Below are 17,188 nucleotides of genomic sequence, written 5' to 3' on the forward strand. Positions count from 1 at the left end.
GATACTCAAAATTAAAGATTTATTCTCAAATTGTAAAAATCATTATGATAATTTGTATAATCTTTATAAAATAAAAAAGTTATCAGTCAGATGTTTTAGACTGATAACTTATATAATTATTTATCGAAATAAATTAAATTTCTTAGTTTACAGTTGCGCCATTTGGTGCATCAGCATCTGGATTTACGAAAACTAATTTTCCTTCTGCATTGGTTGTCATCAAGATCATTCCTTGACTTTCAACACCGCGTAAAGCTCTTGGCGCTAAGTTTGCTAAAACAGAAACTCGTTTTCCGATGATTTCTTCTGGAGAAAAACTCTCAGCAATTCCCGAAACAATGGTACGAACATCGATTCCAGTATCTACTTTAAGAACTAAAAGTTTGTTTGCTTTTGGCATTTTTTCAGCTTCAAGAATAGTTCCAATACGGATATCCATTTTCGCAAAATCCTCAAACTGAATTAAATCTTTTTGTGGTTCAGCTTGTTTGTTTTCAGCAAGATTTGCCGTTTTTGTTGCTTCCAATTTATCTATTTGTTTTTGTATTTCTTCGTCTTCAATTTTAGCAAAAAGCAATTCTGCTTCTCCAATTTTGTGTCCGGCTGCAATTAATTCTGAATTATCTGTTACATCAGACCATTTTAAGTTTCCTTCGTTTTTAAGGATTCTCGAAAGTTTAGCTGCTGTAAAAGGTAAAAAAGGTTCAGATAAAACACTTAAAGCTGCAGCGATTTGCAAGGCCACATACATTTGAGTTTTTACACGCTCTGGATTGTCTTTCATCACTTTCCAAGGCTCTTCGTCTGCCAGATATTTGTTACCTAAACGAGCAACATTCATCAATTCTCCTAAAGCTTCACGGAATCTGTAACGTTCCACCGAACTTGCAATAACTGCTGGATACGCTTTTAATTCGGCTAAAGTTGCTTCATCGATTTCTGTAAATTCGTTTGGAGCAGGGATAATACCCTCGTAATATTTGTTGGTTAAAACCACCACACGATTTACAAAGTTTCCGAAAACAGCAACTAATTCGTTGTTATTTCTAGCCTGAAAATCTTTCCAAGTAAAGTCGTTATCTTTTGTTTCAGGCGCGTTTGATGTTAAAGCGTAACGCAAAACATCTTGTTTGTCTGGGAACTCTTCTAAATATTCGTGCAACCAAACTGCCCAGTTTTTAGAAGTCGAAAGTTTGTTTCCTTCCAAGTTCAAAAATTCATTTGCAGGAACGTTGTCTGGTAAAATGTAACTTCCTTCTGCTTTAAGCATTGCTGGGAAAATAATACAGTGGAAAACAATATTGTCTTTCCCAATAAAGTGAACCAATTTGGTGTCTTCATCTTTCCAATATGGTTCCCAATCTTTTCCTTCGCGTGCTGCCCATTCTTTTGTAGAAGAAATGTAGCCAATTGGCGCATCAAACCAAACGTAAAGTTTTTTGCCTTCAGCACCTTCAACCGGTACGTCAATTCCCCAGTCAAGGTCACGCGTTACGGCACGAGGTTCTAAACCTGCATCAATCCAAGATTTTACTTGTCCGTAAACATTAGTTTTCCAGTCATTTTTGTGACCTTCTAAAATCCATTCGCGTAAAAAAGTATCGTAACGATCTAAAGGTAAAAACCAGTGTTTAGTTGATTTTAAAATTGGAGTTTCGCCTGTAATAGTCGATTTCGGATTAATCAAATCAGTTGCGTTCAAAGTAGAACCGCAATTTTCGCATTGATCTCCGTAAGCTCCATCATTCCCACATTTTGGGCAAGTTCCCACCACAAAACGGTCTGCCAAAAACTGATTCGCTTTTGCATCGTATAATTGTTCGGTAACTTCTTCAATAAAATCGCCTTTATCATATAAAGTTCTGAAAAATTCAGAAGCGGTATCGTGATGTATTTTTGCCGAAGTTCTTGAATAATTGTTGAATGAAATTCCGAAATCAGCAAATGATTTGCGAATAATTCCGTCGTATTTATCGATAACTTCTTGTGGTGTAATTCCTTCTTTTTTGGCTTTCATCGAAATAGCAACACCGTGTTCATCGCTTCCGCAGATAAATGCAACGTCTTTTCCTTGCAGGCGAAGGTATCTCGAATATATATCAGCAGGCACGTAAACCCCCGCCAAATGTCCAATATGGATTGGTCCATTTGTGTAAGGCAATGCCGCCGTAATGGTATATCTTTTTGGATTCTGTATCATCTTTCAAAATTATTGAGTGCAAAAATAAGCAATAGAATTGAAATTTCGTTATTACGCAGAGATTCGCTAAGAAAAAGGGCAGAGATTCGCTAAGATTTTTTTGATTTTAGTTCTCGCAAAGACGCGAAGGCGCAAAGTTTTTTGTTTTAAACTAGTAATAAATCGTTCCTATGGAACTCTTTTTTCTGGCAACATTTTACAACGGATTAAAATCCGTTGCTACAATATTTTTCGAGCCAACGGCTTTTTTACACAAATTCCGTAGGAATGATTTATTTTGTAGCAACGGATTTTAATCCGTTGTAAACGAAACATTACAAGACGAGTTCCGTAGGAACGATTTATATAAAATAGAACCAGTTTAAACTAGGCTTCGCAGTAAAATCTTCAGGATTTATTTCGCAATCTTTGCGTTCGAAAAAACAAAATTTATGAGCAAGACTAAATTAATCATCAATAAAAACGGATCAATCAAAATTGAAGGTGATTTTGAAATCATGGATCCAGAAGGAGCGCTTTACGGTTTACAAGGAAGATCTGCACTAGGACTTTGCCGTTGCGGATTATCTAACAACAAACCATTTTGCGATGGCGGACACAGAAACAACTTCGAACATGATTCTGTAGCGTTTGATTTGCCTCCAATGAAAACGAACTAATAAACTTTGGATAAAGTTTGAAAAATAAAAAGCGACATCAAATGTCGCTTTTGTTTTATAAATACAATTCTCCTTTCATGGTAATTATTGAAGAACCTCCAACTAAAATATCTTCTTCGCGATTCATGACTTCAATTATTGAAGGCTGTTTTAACCTTACACCTTGAAGAATTTTATATTCTTTATCAGACTTTGTGAATTTCTTCTGCGTTAAAAAACCAATTAACGGACCAGCTGCTGTACCTGTTGCGGGGTCTTCATTTATTCCGATTATGGGATTAAAAAATCTCGTTTCGACTATATGTTCCTGGCCTTCATCGGCAATAGTGAAACAATAAAAACCTTCAAAATCATATTCTTTTGAGATTTCAATTAAAAGTCGATTGTCGGGAACAAAGCTGTTTAGGAGTTCACTATTTTTTATAGGGACCATTGTGTGTGCAACTTCTGTTTTTACTACTGATGGTACAAAAGCATTTACATCTAAATCCTCGATTTTTAATCCAAGAGCTACTGCAATTTTATACGTTGGGATTTCTTGTTTTATAACTGCCGATTTTTGATGCATTTTAACGACAGGATAAAAAGTAACCGGATCAAAACTCACCGTTACTGGAATTGCCGAATGTTTCATGATTACAAAAGGTTCACTTTCGTTTTGTTCGTCAAATATGGGCATTCCTTTTAGTAATGCACCACATACAGCGCCCAGTAAATTATGTCCTGCGCCGTCGATTTCTATTCCTGTTGGAGTAAACGAACGAACGATCAAGGCTCTTTCTCTTGCGGAATAATAAACAAAAGAGGTTTCGGAATAGCGAAATTCTTTAGAAATATCCTGATAGGTTTCTAATCTTAGATTACCATTTGTGAAAACCACTGAAAGCGGATTTCCTTTATAGCTTTCGTTTGAAAACACATCTAAAACGTAATATTCTAATGCCGTTCTTTCACTCATACTTTTCTCTTTTTAGCTGAATTGTTTTTCGAAGGCACTAAAATTACGTTTTATTATTGTATTTTTCTTATAAGATTACTACTGTATAGATTATTTTACTATTATTTTATGATTAAAATTTCGCTACTTGAATCAAACATTTCAGCATGAACAGTTTGTAAAACAAGTATTTCGTTACTCTCGAATGCAATGCTTATTTTACAATTGTTTTGGTCAGGTTCGCACCATATTTTGGAAATTACTTTTTGAGAAAGATCAAAATCAGAGGTTTTATCTATATAATCAAAACTTTCATCATCATCATTATCGATATCGATTATGTTCCAGTTTTCCCAAACTCCAAAGCCTGCATCAAGAAAATATTGATGCCAATTGTGATTTTCAACTTTTAGATATATAAGAATAGGTTCTTTTGTTTCTGGGTTTTCGCAAACTACCAGTTTTTCTAATTTTAAACCGTTAAATTCGGTAAAAATAAAATTATCATCTTGAAAAATTCGTCCCTCTTGATTCATGAAATGGCATTATTTAGAAAACTCTTTTTTGCTCAAAACTAAAATTTATGGTTTTCTCCAATCTTGAAACTCTAGTTTTTTCTTGTTTGGCAGACATGATCCAGTGAACTACTACTCTTTTATAAGAAGGTGCCTGTTTATCAAAATATTCCCAGGCAGTTTCATTGGCCTTAAATTGGTTTTCTAAATTAGGATCGAAAACATAAGCTTCATTTTCATGTGAATAAATTTTGGATCTTTCTTCAGATCTAAAGCTGAAAGCTTTCAATCCAGCTTCTTTCATGAGCCCGGCTTTGGTCAAAACTTCGACTTTTTTAATATTGATGGCGCTCCAAATACTCGATTTTTTTCTTGGCGTAAATCGGATTGTATAACTTTCTTCGTCAATAGTTCTTCGAATACCGTCGATCCAGCCAAAACAAAGCGCTTGATCTACAGATTCTGACCACGTCATACATGGTTTTTTAGTGCTCACTCTATAGTAACCTACCAAAAGTTCGGTTTCTGTTTGGTAATTTTTTTCTAACCATGCTCGGAATTGTTCTTGCGTTGAAAAGAAGGTTGGATTCATTAATAGTTTAAATTGCTAAAGATTAGTTATACATCTAATAATCTATAAAATTATGATAATTTACAGAAAAGAAAATTGAATTTTATTGACTTTATGATTTTCTAATTTTTAATCGATACATCATCAATCTATACTGAGAAGGTTTTAATAATTTATTCTTGAATTGTGTATTTTTTCCCTCAACTTTGCAAAATCAAAATCTCAAAACAAATTAAAATGGAGGAATTCGGCAGAATACTAGTTTCTGAAACAGCAGCAAACAGCGATAATCCGCAGGATATAATCAATTCGAATATTTCAATTATCAATTTAATGCGCGAAGAAGGTGTAAACGATGATTTAATTCACGAAGATGCGCTGACTAGTTATTATCTTGATTATTACTTTTCGCAATATACACAAGGAAATTTTTCTCAGTTTGTGTATAACTCAGGCTGGAACAAGGAATTAAACGAATTAATTGAAGAAGGACTAGCTTTAATTGGTGCCGAAAAACATCTTGAATTATTTCAGTCACAATCGAAACGAGTAAAATTGTTGAGTACCGTTAAAATTGGTAAATTCTTAAAAGGAAAACTCGAAGGTGTAAATCCAACAAGAGATTTATTAAACAACAATGCTTTTTTTGAATTAGAGGAAGATTTTCCGGCTTTAAACGCCAATTTTTTAAAAACTCATCCTGATTTTGAAGCGCTTCCTGTAGAAGAAATCTTTGATCTTTTGGAAGAGTTTACGGGACGTAAGATTAAAAGAGAGTAGCTTTTTAAGAAGTTAGAGTTATAGAATTACAAAGCTTCAAAGGTTTTTGTTCACATTTCATAAATGCATTTATAAAATAATACGTGTAAAATTTCGATTTTATTTAAAAAGCTTAGTCAGAATATTTTATATTTGAAAGCCCCTAATTTTTAAAACCGAAACCAATGAAAATTAAAACCTACTTAATTCTCAGTGGCATTTTTCTATTTTTTGCCTCGTGCGGGAAAAATGAAAAACAAAGCTCTGACGAAGCCGCCCCAGCGTTAGCAGTTCAAACCGACAAGCCGCCCCAAGCAGTCGAAAAACTGATTTTTAAAAAAAACGAAGAAATAATTTCTTCAGATCAATTGGATTTAAGTCTGCTTCGGAAAACCGCTGAAAACCTAGACATTAAATTCACAACTTTAAAAATTGAAGACATTAGTTCTATTCGGTTTAATGATAACGTCACTTTTTTTGTGATTTGCACCATTAAAAAAAGCGATAAAAAAACGAAATCAAAAGAAGATGATTTAGGAAATCATTACGAAAGAAAATATGTTTTTGTAAATAATGAAGATGGAAAAATTCTAGCCGAAGAAACAGATCAGAATTTGGATTATTATGAAAACGAAGGTCTTAAAGTTGCTAAAACCCTTATTTTAAAAGATTTATTGCAGTTGAATGAGGAAACAAAAGCAATTGCTTTTACTACAGAAGTATATTCAAACAGCAGAGTTTTAATGTATTCTGAAGAAAAATTCACCATTTTAACTTTGGATGGAAACAAAATCAAAAAGCTTCTATACGAATATCCCATCCGGCTTACTAATGGCGATTCGAACGGAGGCGGAACTTACCAGATTGAAACGTTAGAAACTGGAATCAGTGTTTCGGGAACTCCAACAAATGGTTTTTATGATCTGCTGGTTTCTAAAATTTTCACGTATGAAGAAGCTTCAGAGGAAGATCCTGAAAATAATATTGAACAAAAGAATGATTTAAAAGTCAAAAAAGAATTTCAGAAATTACAATACGACGGAAAATCATATTCTTTTAAAAAAGACGATAGAAGCCGGTTTTTATAATTAAAAACCGGTTTTATAAATTATAAATAAATCATGTTTCGAAAAATAGTTTTCGTTTTACCGTTTCTGCCTGTTTTTCTGCTGGCTCAGGAAAAACAAAAAGAAGAAAATGTTACCCGTTATTTTTATGACGATCATGTCGTTTCGGTAGCAATTTGGTACGGTCAAGACAAAAAGCCAGACAGTTCGAAAACCTATTATTCAAACGGAAAACTTAACGAAGCCTTTTACTTTGATAAAGATGGATTGAAAGATGGCGATTCTTTTCAATTCAACATTCAAGGCGAAAAACTAGTAACCTGGAATTTCCGTCACGGGAAAATGACCGGAAGAACAGATCATAAACTCCCGTTTCATAAAGATCGGGAAGAATCAGTTAAGAAAGCATTAAAAATGCTGACCGATATTAATACCAAAACAAATTTCAATCCTACTACAATTAATGATCTTTACAATCGAGGTGTTTTAGGTGTAAGTTTGGGAAACAATACTTTGGCAATTGAAGATTTGAAGAAAGTTGAATTTGCCATTGACAAAGACCCGGAAAATAAAAAAATAGTATTTTCTGATTCTGCACAAAAGAAAACCGCCGCTTTCCGAAGTAAATTATACGATCGTATGGCAAGTGTGTATGCAGCGCTCGAAATGGAAAGCTTTGCCTTCCATTATTACTACAAAGCAATATCGAATGCGCCCAATGATTATAAGATTTTATACAATTTTGCAACATTGTTGCAACGCAGAAAATTATACGATTTAGCGCGCTACTATCTCGAGAAAATTGTAATCGAAAAACCCAATCATGCCTATGCATATTGGGGACTTGCGAGATTATACAGCGATACAGGCGAATACGAAAAAGCATTTGAAAATATTGAAAAAGCTTTTCAATATGAAAAAGTCATTATGGAAAAATCGACCGCTGGCGGAAGAGATTTACGCACAACCCGCGCTTTGATTTATCATAAAATCGGAGAATCTAAAAAGGGAATTGCCGATTTGAAAACAGCATTAGAAATGGATAAAAACAATTCGTATGCAATGAAAAATCTCGGCATTATTTATCTCGACCAGAAAAAATACGACGATGCCTGTTCTTTATTCCAAAAAGCCAGAGAACTCAATTACACTTTAACATACGAGGAGTTTGATTTGGATGATCTGCTAGAAAGCGCATGCAATAAACGTCAGCCCGAAAAAACAGCAAAGAATAAACCTTTTGTTTTTCCAAATCCAGCAAAAACCGAAATTTTAGTTGAAAATTTCAGCTCAAAAAACTTCGACTTTGAGTTTTTTAACTTTGAGTCTAAATCGGTTTTAAAAGGAAAAACTACAGACGGAACAATAAATGCCATTAGTTTAAACCCGGGATTTTATATTTTGAAGGTTACTTTTGGTGAAACAGTTGAAATTTTTAAAGTGATAAAAGAATAAAGACTGTTATAATTATTCAATCTCTGCGAAATATCTTTCTTCGTGGCTAAACTTTGTCACGATCTTCTAAAACATTTCATTAAATTTGCTTCCGTTATAAAAAATACAATAGTTATAAAAATCAAGCTATGTTACAAATCGCATTTATTAGAGACAATCAAGAGAAAGTAATCAAGGCTTTAGCAAAACGAAATATCGATGCTAAAAGCGTTGTTGAAGAGGTGGTGAAACTAGACGAAAATCGTCGTGCAGCACAAGTGGAGCTGGACAACACTTTGTCTGAATCTAATAAATTGTCCAAAGATATCGGAGAATTGATGAAAGCAGGTGAAAAAGCCAAAGCCGAAATCTTAAAAGAAAAAACAGCTTCATTAAAAGAAAAAAGTAAAGAACTTGGTGAAAAAGCAGAAGCTTTGGCAGTTGAGTTAACCAATAAATTATACACACTTCCCAATCTTCCAGCTGATATTGTACCTGAAGGAAAAACTCCAGATGACAATTTGAATGTTTTTGAAGAAGGCGAAATTCCAGTTTTACATGAAGGCGCACAGCCTCACTGGGAATTAGTAAAGAAATACGATATTATCGATTTCGAACTTGGTGTAAAAATTACTGGTGCTGGATTTCCTGTTTACAAAGGAAAAGGAGCTCGTTTACAGCGTGCTTTAATCAACTACTTTTTAGATAAAAACACAGCTGCAGGTTACACTGAAGTTCAAGTTCCTCATTTGGTAAACGAAGCTTCGGGTTACGGAACGGGACAATTACCAGACAAAGAAGGCCAGATGTACCATGCAGGTCTTGACGATTTATATTTAATTCCAACGGCTGAAGTTCCAGTTACGAACTTATTCCGTGATGTTATTTTAAACGAAAGCGAACTTCCAGTTTTGCAAACCGCTTATACGCCATGTTTCCGTCGTGAAGCAGGTTCTTACGGAGCACACGTTCGTGGATTAAACCGTCTGCATCAATTCGATAAGGTAGAAATTGTTCGTATTGAGCATCCAGACAATTCTTATGCAGCATTAGATGGAATGGTAGAACATGTGAAAAACATTCTTCAAGAATTGAAATTACCATATAGAATTTTGCGTCTTTGCGGAGGCGATATGGGATTCACATCTGCATTGACTTATGATTTTGAAGTGTTTTCAACCGCTCAAGATCGTTGGTTAGAAATTAGTTCTGTTTCTAACTTCGAGACCTTCCAGGCAAACCGTTTGAAATTACGTTTCAAAGACAAAGATGGAAAAAACCAATTAGCACACACTTTAAACGGAAGTTCATTAGCGCTTCCACGTGTTTTAGCTGGAATTATTGAAAACTACCAAACTCCAGAAGGAATCGTAATCCCAGAAGTTTTACGTCCTTACTGCGGATTTGATATTATAAACTAATTTTAGTTTTCAGTCACCGTCACAGTTTTCAGTCATGCGCTGGAAACTGTGACTGGAAACTGAAAACTGAGACTGAAAATTGAGAGTAATGAAGAATGGAATAGTATATTGGAACGTTGATCCAGTGATTTATTGGATAACAGATAGTTTTCCTCTCAAGTATTACGGTGCTCTTTTTGCCTCTGGACTTCTTCTTGGGTTTTACATCGTCAGAAATATTTACAAAAAGGAAAATCTTTCCTTAGACAATCTCGACAGCTTACTTATTTATGTCATTGTTGGAACTGTTTTAGGTGCCAGACTCGGACATTGTTTCTTTTACGAACCGGGATATTTTTTTCAGCATCCAATAGAAATACTTTTACCAATTCAGAAAATCAAAGGTTCTTATGAATTTGTTGGTTATCAGGGATTGGCAAGCCACGGCGGATCAATTGGTGTTTTAACAGCAATGATTTTATACTGCCGAAAATATAAAGTAAACTTCTTTGCACTTTTGGATAAAATGGCGGTTGCCGTTCCAGTTACAGGTGCTTTTATCAGATTTGGGAATTTTATGAATTCCGAAATTTATGGAAAACCGACTGACGGAAGCTGGGGAGTTGTTTTTCAGAGAGATGATTTAATTCCGAGACATCCCACACAATTGTACGAAGCATTTGCCTATTTGCTGATCTTCGGATTATTGTTTTACATGTACAAATCAGAAAGAATTCGTAATGCACATGGATTAATCTTTGGAAGTTTCTTAACTTTATTATTTCTGGCCCGATTTATAATTGAATTTTTCAAAGAAAACCAAGAAGCTTTCGAGAATAATATGCTGATTAATATGGGACAGATTTTGAGTGTTCCTTTCATTTTAATTGGCCTAGGTTTGATTTTTTGGAAAAGTAAAAAGTCAGTGTATAGTAATTGAAAAAGTCACAGTCTGCAGTCGCAGTTTACAGTTTGCGAGACTGAAAATTAAAAAAGTCCCAGTTTACAGTTGCAGTTTGCAGACTGAAAACCGAGAACTGCGACTGAAAACTAAAAACTGAGAATTAAAATAAATCTGCAATTATGAAAAACATCTTTATCTATATCCTTTTGTTGTGGTCTGGGATTATATTTTCGCAGAACGAACAATTAGCGAACAATTATTACGATAAAGGCGATTTCGAAAAAGCCAAACTTATATATGAGGATCTTTTAAAAAGTTCACCTTCTAATACGCAATATTTTTTAAGAACGATTGACTGTTATCAGCAGTTGCAGCAATTTGATCTTGCCGAAAAAACAATTCAGGAACGTTACAACCGTTATAAGCAAGGTGCTTTTTTAGTTGAACTAGGATATAACTATCAATTACAGAAAAACGAATCCAAAGCCAAAAATTACTACGATCAGGCAATTGAGAAAATCAAAACCAATCCAAATGATGTTTACGGAGTTGGAAATGCTTTTGAAAGAAAAGTGCTTTTAGAATATGCTTTAAAAGCGTATCAAACGGGAATGCAGGTACAGCCGAATTACAACTTCAATTTTCAGATTGGAATGCTATACGGCCAGTTAGGAAAAACCGATTTGATGATTGATCTTTTGCTGACAGAATCATACAATAATCAACAGAATGCCAATTTGATCCAGACGCAGTTATCGCGTTTTATGAACGGCGAAACCGATAATACGGCTTTTAAAGACGCCATGCGTAAAGCTTTAATTTTAAGAACGCAGAAAGAACAAGACGTTTTCTGGAACCACTATTTAAGTTGGTTTTATGTACAGCAGAAAGAATTTGGAAAAGCATTTATTCAGGAAAAAGCCATTTACAAACGCGAACCAGAATCGTTAATCAGCATTGTTAATTTAAGTCAGTTTGCACTGAATGAAGATGATACCGAAACGGCTTCTGAAATTTTAAACTTCATTCTTCAAAATACAAAAGACCGCGATTTACTCATTCAAAGTAATGCGAGTTTAATGCAGATTAAGATTGATAAAGCTCAGGAAAAAGATTATCCAGCCATTACAAACGAGTTGCAGCAATTGCTTGTAACTTATGAAGTAAATCCATTTACGTTATCTTTGCAGTTGATTCAAGCGCATTTTCTAGCTTTTAATTTAAAGAAAACAGAAGAAGCGAAAGCAGTAGTCAAAAAAGCATTAGAATTAAACTTAAATGCGTATCAGCAAGCTGACGCTAAAATGGAATTAGCCGATATTCTGCTTTTGGAAGAAAAATACAATCAAGCTTTGATTTACTATTCGCAGATTCAGCTCGATTTAAAGAACGATGTAATGGCGCATGAAGCGAGTTTGAAAGCGGCTAAAACAAGTTATTACAAAGGCGATTTCGAATGGGCTTTAAAACAGTTTAAAGAATTAAAATCGGCTAACACACAATTAATTGCCAACGACGCTCTCGAATATTTTTTACTGATTAACGACAATACTGCAGCTGATTCGACACAAACGGCTTTAAAGCAATTTGCAAAAGGGGATTTTCTATTGTATCAGAATAAGAAACAAGAAGCCATTACTCAGTTTCAAAACATTCTAAAATCCTTTAAAGGACAAGAAATCGAAGCCGTTACATTGTTGCGTTTAGGTAAAATTTATGAAAGTCAGAAAGACTATGCTTCGGCTTTAAGCCAATACCAGCAGATCATTGACAATCATAGCGACGGAATTTATGTAGATGAAGCGTTGTTCTTTTCGGCAGAAATTTACAACGATGAACTGAAAGATATTGAAAAGGCAAAACCCTTATATGAAAAGGTAATTTTTAACCATCAGGATAGTATTTACTTTGTAGATGCCAGAAAAAAATACCGAGAATTGAGAGGAGATAAAAATTTGTAGTTTGGTTTAAGCGGTTAATCGATTAACCGTTTAACCGAATAAACGATTAAACAAGAAAAAATGATTATTTACAACATCACCACTAATATACACGAAAGCGTTCACGACCAATGGTTAAAATGGATGCAGGAAAAGCACATACCCGAAATTCTGGCAACCCAAAAATTCTCTTCGGCAAGAATTGTAAAAGTTCTAATTGAAGAAGAAATGGGAGGTATTACGTATTCGGTTCAATACACAACTGATAGTAAAGATACTTTAGAGAAATATTATCTGGAAGATCAGCCAAAATTTGACAGAGAAGCGTTGGAATTATTTGCAGATAAAATGCTCTCTTTCAGAACAGAATTAGAAGTTATTTCAGAACACTAGATTTTTAGTTTTCAGTCACAGTCGCAGTTTTCAGTTAAATAGTTTATTATGGAAATTAGATTTCAAACAAAAGAAGAAAGTAACAAACAACAACAGGAGGATTTTTTAAAATTGTCAAAAGTTGAAAGGATTTACAGTTTTTTGAGATTAAGTGAACGAATAAGCAGATTTCCAACTAAAAACAAAGTAGATAAGAATAAAGATAATTTTTTGATTATAATTAATCGGGAAAAATAAACTTTGTGTCTTAGTGCCTTTGTGGCAATAAAAAAAATAAAAAAATAATGCTCTGCTTCTTAGCGCCTTCGCAGTAAAAAGAATACTTTTGCAGCCTCGCGGCAAACAAGAAAGAAAATGGAAAAAGTAAAAGCCAAAAAACATTTAGGACAGCACTTCTTGAAAGATGAAAGCATCGCAAAAGCAATTGCCGATACTTTGAGTCTAAAAGGATACGATGAGGTTTTAGAAATAGGACCAGGAATGGGTGTGCTTACTAAATATTTACTTGACAAGCCCATTATCACTCGAGTAATTGAGATTGATACGGAATCTGTTGCGTATCTGGATGCTAATTATCCAAAATTAAAAGACAAAATTATTTCAGAAGACTTTCTGAAATACAATATAAATAAAGTTTACGAAAACAAGCAGTTCGCTATAATTGGTAACTTCCCGTACAATATTTCATCTCAAATTGTATTTCGAACATTAGAATTTAGAGATCAGATTCCAGAATTTTCTGGAATGTTCCAAAAGGAAGTTGCAGAACGAATCTGCGAGAAAAAAGGATCCAAAACATACGGAATTTTGTCTGTCCTGGCACAGGCTTTCTATGATACTGAGTATTTGTTTACTGTAGACGAAAATGTTTTTATTCCTCCGCCCAAGGTTAAATCGGGTGTGATGAAAATGACCCGAAAGGAAGATTACAGTCTTCCTTGTGGTGAAAAGCTATTTTTTACGGTTGTAAAAACCGCTTTTCAGCAGAGACGAAAAACATTACGTAACAGTTTGAAAACATTAAATTTATCTGATAAACTGCGAGAAGACACTATCTTTGATAAACGTCCGGAACAGTTAAGCGTAGAGGAATTTATTGAACTAACTCAAAAAATAGAAGCCGATGGAGTTCAAAGTTAGTAAAGATTTTATACAGCAGTTAGAGGAACTGATCACAAAGAAAAACGACAAAGAACTTGAAGTTTTACTCAACGATCTGCACCATGCTGATATCGCCGAAATCCTAGAAGAATTAGATTTTGACGAAGCCACCTACATTTTTAAGGTTTTAGATAGTGATAAAACCGCCGAAATTCTTCTTGAATTAGAAGAAGATCTGCGTGAAAATATCTTAAGCCGACTTTCACCAAAAGAAATTGCAGAAGAGCTTGATGAGCTTGAAACGAATGATGCTGCCGACATTATCGCTGAACTTTCTCAGGAAATTAAAGCAGAAGTAATCTCGGAATTAGTCGACGTTGAACACGCCAAAGATATTGTTGATCTTTTGCGTTACGACGAAAACACAGCCGGAGGTTTGATGGGAAAAGAGCTTGTAAAAGTGAATGAAAACTGGAATGTACTAACGTGCGTAAAAGAAATGCGTATTCAGGCAGAAAACGTTTCCAGAGTGCATTCGATTTATGTAGTGGATGACGAAAATCGATTAAAAGGACGATTATCACTTAAAGATCTTTTGACTTCTTCAACCAAAACACAGATTGGAGATGTATATATCCGAAAATTAAACTTCGTAAAAGTAGATACTGAAGACGTTGAAGTTGCCCGTATCATGCAGAAGTACGACTTAGAGGCAATTCCAGTTGTGGATGAGCTGGGACGTTTGGTGGGAAGAATTACAATTGATGACATCGTAGACGTAATCAAGGAAGAAGCTGACAAAGATTACCAATTGGCGGCGGGTATTACGCAAGACGTTGAATCAAATGACAGCGTTTACGAATTGACAAAAGCACGTTTACCTTGGCTTTTAATAGGTATGGTAATCGAAATTGTCGCATCTTTTGTATTGAAAGGAAACGAAAGTACATTTCAAAAATATTCAACCTTAATTATTTTTGTGCCGTTGTTATCTGCAACTGCAGGAAATATTGGTGTTCAGGCATCTGCAATCGTTGTGCAAGGTTTGGCAAACGGAACTTTGAAAGATTTCAGCCGTGGATATTTTACAAAAGAAATTACGGTTTCGATGATTTCTGGAAGTATCATTTCATTGCTTTTATTAGGATATCATTCTATCATGTACCAACAGTATTTGGTAGGTTTTGCCATTTCGATTTCTATGATTGTTGTTATTCTATTTGCAGCAACTTTAGGGACTTTAGTGCCACTCTTCTTAAACAAAAATAAAATTGACCCCGCAATTGCGACTGGTCCATTTATCACAACAACAAATGATGTTTTTGGTATTATGCTCTATTTTGGAGTAGCCAAATTGATTCTTGGATTTTAGATTTTTGCCACAAATTAGCCGATTGCAGTGATTTAAAATCTCTAAAATCTGCGTAATTTACAGGCGGAAAATTTACTGTTAATCAGCCATAATAAATTCAAACCAGGAAGAATGAAAGTACACATTATTGGAGGAGGAAACCTTGGAGTTTCTATTGCCTTGGGAATTGCTAAATTCTCTAAAAATAACCAAGTTACCGTTACAAGAAGAAACACCGCAAGCATTGAATATTTATCTGAATACGGAATTACGGTTTCTTCAGATAATAAACATGCTATTCAGGAAGCTGATGTAGTGATTTTAACCATCAAGCCATATCAAGTTGATACTGTTCTGGCAGAAATCCTTCCGGTGATTCAAAATAAAACTATTGCATCTGCCGTAAGTGGATTATCTCTAGATACACTTCAATCAAAAACAAACAACGATTATCCGGTGGTGCGTATTATGCCGAATATTGCTGCTCAATTTGGTGAATCAGCTACTTGCATTTCTTTCCCTGAAAAATATAAAGAAAACGCGGCGCCAATTGTAGACTTATTTCAAGATTTAGGAACTGCTCCGGTAATTGATGAAAAATTAATGGATGCAGCGACTGTTTTAGGTGCTTGTGGTACTGCGTATGCTTTACGTTATATTCGTGCTTCTATGCAGGCAGGAATTGAAATTGGATTCGATTCTAACACCGCTTTGGCAATTGCGGCACAAACCGTAAAAGGAGCGGCAAAAATGCTTTTAGAAGAACGAGTACACCCAGAGCAATTAATTGACCGTGTAACAACACCGCAAGGCTGTACAATTGTCGGTTTAAATGAAATGGAACACAATGGTTTCAGTTCATCTTTAATAAAAGGAATTAAAACTTCTTTGAAACAGATCAAAGGATAATTTTAAAAGAAATTCCAAAAAAGAAAAATTCCAAATTCCAATTTAAAATAGTGTTTGGAATTTTTTGTTTTAATAACGTATTCCTGAACAGTAATCAATTAAGAAAGGAAGATTTTCTTCATTGATAGTCTTTTTAAACATTGTTCGATGATAATCAATTGCTAATTTTTCAATTTTAATAGTGTCGATTTTATGCTTTTTTATGAGCATCCATTTTACAAAAACTAAAGAATCTATATTGCGAAGTGCAGGTCCGGTGCTTTTGGCATCTAGTTTATGGCAAGCTGCACAATTTGAATTAAAAATTTCTTTTCCCTTGGCAAGATCTTTCGTTATGAAAGCTTGAGTCCCACAAAAGGGAACGGGTATTTGACAATTCAAATCTGGATTTACGGGATTGTACTTTATTTGATAAAATATTACTCCCATAAGCACTATCATAATGGTTATCGATACAGTAAGTATTTGTCTGATTTTTTTCATGTATTGATTTGACGATGATTAGAATTTATAAAATTGACTTTTATTTCTTAATCAACCGAATATATTTTCGTCCACATTCTGAAATCTTCGTATACGAATTCATAGAATTGCCATAATTCTGAATGGTAAGAGTGTCTTTTACATAACCAGCGCCAATCCCAACAGGAATTTCTATTTCTTTAGCTTCAGAAGTATCTTCATTTTCATCTTCATTGCTAATATCACCTTCGTATTCATCCCATTGTATGTCTTCCAAAAACAATAACTTTTCTCCCGATTTTTCTGTGGTAAAAGTGGCGATTCCTTTCAGCTGTCTTTTTTCTGTTTTTACAAAATAAGAATAGCCTTTTGAAGTTTTGGTTATTTCTAATGTGATTTTACATTCACCCGAATCAATATCGTCTGATTTGGTTTCGTAAATTCCTTCGATAGGATCATTTTCAGTTTTTTGGAGAACAACTTCTGGCTTCGTATCAGCTTTCTCAACTACCGGTTCTGGCTTTTTGTTTGTACAGGCTGAAACTGTAAAAATGAATAATGCAGATACAATTAAATGGAATTTCAT

General features: G+C 34.4%; 16 protein-coding genes and 1 pseudogene. 11 read left to right on the plus strand and 6 right to left on the minus strand.

The genetic code is table 11. The annotated features are described in order from the left end of the window. Window positions 1–142: 142 nt before the first annotated feature. Window positions 143–2,200 carry a methionine--tRNA ligase gene (gene metG / locus P2W75_RS06010; RefSeq protein WP_276379485.1) on the minus strand — a complete coding sequence of 686 codons (2,058 nt, stop codon included), beginning with the start codon at window positions 2,198–2,200 and terminating at the stop codon, window positions 143–145. A 431-nt stretch (window positions 2,201–2,631) separates the two neighbouring features. Between metG and P2W75_RS06015 the strand changes: the two genes are divergently transcribed. Continuing rightward, window positions 2,632–2,859 carry a CDGSH iron-sulfur domain-containing protein gene (locus P2W75_RS06015; RefSeq protein WP_109191044.1) on the plus strand — a complete coding sequence of 76 codons (228 nt, stop codon included), beginning with the start codon at window positions 2,632–2,634 and terminating at the stop codon, window positions 2,857–2,859. A 55-nt stretch (window positions 2,860–2,914) separates the two neighbouring features. On the opposite strand, the gene P2W75_RS06020 is transcribed toward P2W75_RS06015, so the two are convergent. From P2W75_RS06020 to P2W75_RS06030, 3 genes are all read right to left on the minus strand, one after another. Next, window positions 2,915–3,817 carry a PhzF family phenazine biosynthesis protein gene (locus tag P2W75_RS06020; protein WP_276379488.1) on the minus strand — a complete coding sequence of 301 codons (903 nt, stop codon included), beginning with the start codon at window positions 3,815–3,817 and terminating at the stop codon, window positions 2,915–2,917. A gap of 101 nt (window positions 3,818–3,918) precedes the next feature. Continuing rightward, a complete protein-coding gene (locus P2W75_RS06025) occupies window positions 3,919–4,332 on the minus strand; it encodes a hypothetical protein (RefSeq protein ID WP_207298592.1) in 414 nt (137 codons plus the stop codon). A gap of 13 nt (window positions 4,333–4,345) precedes the next feature. Then, a complete protein-coding gene (locus P2W75_RS06030) occupies window positions 4,346–4,903 on the minus strand; it encodes a YdeI family protein (protein WP_207298593.1) in 558 nt (185 codons plus the stop codon). A gap of 216 nt (window positions 4,904–5,119) precedes the next feature. Here P2W75_RS06030 and P2W75_RS06035 point away from each other — a divergent pair, with 216 nt between their 5' ends. The 10 genes from P2W75_RS06035 (at window position 5,120) to proC (ending at window position 16,140) form a co-directional block, all read left to right on the plus strand. Beyond that, a complete protein-coding gene (locus tag P2W75_RS06035) occupies window positions 5,120–5,662 on the plus strand; it encodes a hypothetical protein (protein ID WP_276379489.1) in 543 nt (180 codons plus the stop codon). A gap of 164 nt (window positions 5,663–5,826) precedes the next feature. Then, the gene (locus P2W75_RS06040; protein ID WP_207298595.1) at window positions 5,827–6,729 is read left to right on the plus strand and encodes a hypothetical protein; all 903 of its coding nucleotides are present in this window, start codon (window positions 5,827–5,829) and stop codon (window positions 6,727–6,729) included. Window positions 6,730–6,762: 33 nt separating this feature from the next. Continuing rightward, window positions 6,763–8,163 (plus strand): tetratricopeptide repeat protein, encoded by a 1,401-nt coding sequence (locus tag P2W75_RS06045; RefSeq protein ID WP_276379490.1) that lies wholly within the window; start codon window positions 6,763–6,765, stop codon window positions 8,161–8,163. A 128-nt stretch (window positions 8,164–8,291) separates the two neighbouring features. Further along, a complete protein-coding gene (gene serS / locus P2W75_RS06050; RefSeq protein ID WP_276379491.1) occupies window positions 8,292–9,563 on the plus strand; it encodes a serine--tRNA ligase in 1,272 nt (423 codons plus the stop codon). An 88-nt stretch (window positions 9,564–9,651) separates the two neighbouring features. Beyond that, complete coding sequence (gene lgt / locus P2W75_RS06055; protein ID WP_207298598.1) at window positions 9,652–10,482, plus strand: prolipoprotein diacylglyceryl transferase; 831 nt, start codon at window positions 9,652–9,654, stop codon at window positions 10,480–10,482. Between the two features lie 143 nt (window positions 10,483–10,625). After that, window positions 10,626–12,407: a tetratricopeptide repeat protein gene (locus P2W75_RS06060; RefSeq protein WP_276379492.1), complete on the plus strand. Its 1,782-nt coding sequence runs from the start codon at window positions 10,626–10,628 to the stop codon at window positions 12,405–12,407. Between the two features lie 60 nt (window positions 12,408–12,467). Beyond that, a complete protein-coding gene (locus tag P2W75_RS06065) occupies window positions 12,468–12,779 on the plus strand; it encodes a DUF4286 family protein (protein ID WP_207298600.1) in 312 nt (103 codons plus the stop codon). A 354-nt stretch (window positions 12,780–13,133) separates the two neighbouring features. Further along, window positions 13,134–13,919 (plus strand): 16S rRNA (adenine(1518)-N(6)/adenine(1519)-N(6))-dimethyltransferase RsmA, encoded by a 786-nt coding sequence (gene rsmA, locus P2W75_RS06070; RefSeq protein WP_207298601.1) that lies wholly within the window; start codon window positions 13,134–13,136, stop codon window positions 13,917–13,919. Beyond that, entirely contained in the window at window positions 13,903–15,252 is a 1,350-nt protein-coding gene (gene mgtE, locus P2W75_RS06075) for a magnesium transporter (RefSeq protein WP_207298602.1), read from the plus strand. The genes rsmA and mgtE overlap by 17 nt, the downstream gene beginning before the upstream one ends. 111 nt (window positions 15,253–15,363) lie before the next feature. Next, window positions 15,364–16,140: a pyrroline-5-carboxylate reductase gene (proC, locus tag P2W75_RS06080; protein ID WP_207298603.1), complete on the plus strand. Its 777-nt coding sequence runs from the start codon at window positions 15,364–15,366 to the stop codon at window positions 16,138–16,140. Between the two features lie 234 nt (window positions 16,141–16,374). Here proC and P2W75_RS22590 read toward each other — a convergent pair. Together P2W75_RS22590 and P2W75_RS06090 are read right to left on the minus strand one after the other, a co-directional pair. Then, a pseudogene (locus tag P2W75_RS22590) lies at window positions 16,375–16,470 on the minus strand (c-type cytochrome); the annotation flags it as partial. Between the two features lie 193 nt (window positions 16,471–16,663). Continuing rightward, window positions 16,664–17,188, minus strand: a complete 525-nt coding sequence (locus P2W75_RS06090) for a hypothetical protein (RefSeq protein WP_276379496.1) — start codon at window positions 17,186–17,188, stop codon at window positions 16,664–16,666.

The sequence above is a fragment of the Flavobacterium sp. H4147 genome, from assembly GCF_029360735.1.
GTDB lineage: Bacteria > Bacteroidota > Bacteroidia > Flavobacteriales > Flavobacteriaceae > Flavobacterium > Flavobacterium endoglycinae.